2 protein-coding genes are annotated in these 2,294 nt (G+C 68.6%); one reads left to right on the forward strand and one right to left on the reverse strand.

What is annotated here, in order from left to right; genetic code table 11:
* Positions 1-209: 209 nt before the first annotated feature.
* On the reverse strand, positions 210-641 hold the full coding sequence (locus ACWCQ1_RS51960; protein ID WP_451030115.1) for a hypothetical protein: 432 nt from the start codon (positions 639-641) through the stop codon (positions 210-212).
* A 447-nt stretch (positions 642-1,088) separates the two neighbouring features.
* Here ACWCQ1_RS51960 and ACWCQ1_RS51965 point away from each other — a divergent pair, with 447 nt between their 5' ends.
* Positions 1,089-2,000 carry a hypothetical protein gene (locus ACWCQ1_RS51965; protein ID WP_451030116.1) on the forward strand — a complete coding sequence of 304 codons (912 nt, stop codon included), beginning with the start codon at positions 1,089-1,091 and terminating at the stop codon, positions 1,998-2,000.
* Positions 2,001-2,294: the final 294 nt, after the last annotated feature.

A 2,294-nucleotide genomic window follows, 5' to 3' on the forward strand; every position in this document is an offset into this window, starting at 1 on the left:
CCTTCAAGAAGCAGTACGGTCAAACTCCCATGGAATACGCTCGCTCGACCGGAGCAGATGGCTCGACGCCGTCGGCTCAGGCATAGGGGGACACCCCACACCCGGGCCCTCCGCTGTCTCGCCAGACGCCGGGCCGGCGTCCTCTTCGCGATGCTCCGCGACGGAACCTTCTACGAACAGCAGCCCGTTCGGGCTGTCGCTCCTCAGACCTAGACCATGGTCAGGAGGTGATCCGTCGGTTCGTAGTCGATCTTCCAGTCGGTATAGATCCCGCAGAACCCATCCTTGATACACCGCAGGCCCACGGTCACCCAGCGGACGGATCCGTCGGTGCCGAGCGAGAACGCGACCGCGGCCTCGAACTCCTCGCTTCCGCACGGGCAGCCAGCCGCACCGGGCTCGTCGTCCTCCCAGGACTCCTCATTCCATTGCTCCTCGCTGTCCGCGATGAACGCACGGCTGTCGCAGCCCGAACACTCCCGTTCCGCGCTCGACGCATTGACCAGCACGAAGAACACACGACCGCCGCACACCTCGCAGACGGAAGGAGCGATTTTCACCGGGCGGCCGTCGACCGCCTCCCGCAGCAACACCGCGAGCTCCGCGGGGACCCCCTCGCCAACCTGATCATCAGCATGCACGGACACATCGTTCCAGACGCCCCGAACCCACACCCGACCAGCTTGACCCAAGACAGTAGGGGCACCCCCCGGCGTCCTTCGCCACGGCGCCGTCGGCTCCGTTGAGCGCATCGGTCAGGAATCGTTCCATGCCAGCCGCCGCGTCTCGACTCTCCGAAGTTGAAGAACACCTGGTCACACACCGTTCCCCACGAACCGGTCGGGGCTCAGGCGCTGCGCTCCGCACACGCTGCGTCAGCCTGGGCGGCGGTGCGCGGCACCGGGCGGTGTCCGTACGGACGGGAAGACCTGCGGTCCTTCCGTGCCGCTTTCGCCCAGCGGCCCGCCACGAACCGCGAGCCCACTCCTAGAGTCACGGCAGTGCCATCCAGCACGGTCCGTTCAGCGGGGCTGGACGGTGACCTTCCGCAACGCGCACCTATACCCGAGAACTCCCAGGAGAACGCGATGAGCATCTCCGACCCGCTCCCCAGCCGCGAACAGTTCGTGTACTCGGTGCCCGCACCACTTCGGACACCCGACGGTGCCGGGTACCGGGTGCAACCCGTGCCGGACGCCGCCACGCGGATCGTCCCGACGGGTGGACGGGGCATCGCCTGGGACCGACTCCGGTTGTGGCGCACGTACGGAGAACGGTACCGCGAGGCGATGGCCAGCGTGGCACGGGCGTTGCCCCAGTCCCTGGGCCCTCCGGCCGGCATCCGGCACGACCGTGTCAACGTGCTCGCCGATCTGGCGGCCGTCCACCTGTATCTGGCCGGGGAGTGGGAGGAACTCGACGAGGCGTTGTCCCAGGGAACGGTGGGCGCGCACCTGTCCCTCGCCCGGTGCCTCTCCTCGGGGCTGCGCCGGCTGGCCTCCTACCGCGGTCCGGCGATCGTACGCACCGGCACGGTAGGACCGGTGACGGAGTGGTACCGCGACAACCAGTTCGTCACGGAGCAGGGCTTCTGGGCAGCCTCAGCATCGGCAGCCGTTCTGCGTGAGGGCGGACCCGGCTTCGTCGTGTGGTCGCTGACCGCACGCCGTACCGCGGTGGTCGCCCCGTACGCCCCGGAGCAGCTGGTCTTTCTGCCCGGCACGCGGTTCAAGGTGCTGCGGGTAATCGACGGGCGGCAGCCCCTCGTGCTCCTGCGCGAGTTGTTCCCGCCGGAGCCGGCCGGGCACCAGCCCGGTGACGCCGGAGAGGACGGAGCCACGTGGCTGGACGAGAGCACGCTGGCCGATCTGGAACGGATAACGGCCGACTCACGTACGGCGAACCGGTTCACGCAGCTTGCCCCTGTGGCCGCCGGTCCGCGGGGGCGGCCCCCCGGACTGATCGTCACCTCACCGACCGGCAGGCACCACACCCCCTGACGCTCGGAGAAGAACAGGCCGAGGGAGAAACGGACATGGACGAACGAGCGGCAGCCCCGTGCGAAGAGGCCGAACCGGAGGAGTCAGAGGAGGTGATCAGGACCGCGTTGTGGGAGGCCTGGACGGCAGGGGGGTCGGCGGAACGGACGGACAAGAAGCGGGGTCCCGTCGCGTCCTCCGCCATGGGTCGTCGCGCGCTCTAGGGCGTGTTTCGAAAGTGCTGGTCACAGCCATTCGTTGATGGCCGCGACCAGCACGGTCGCCTCGTAGCGGACGGCGAGTTTGTCGTACCTC

Source organism: Streptomyces sp. NPDC002144 (assembly GCF_053593695.1).

What these genes read in the sequence shown, in the direction of transcription:
- ACWCQ1_RS51965 (WP_451030116.1), top strand. Translation starts at nt 1,089, where the DNA reads ATGAGCATCTCCGACCCGCTCCCCAGCCGCGAACAGTTCGTGTACTCG.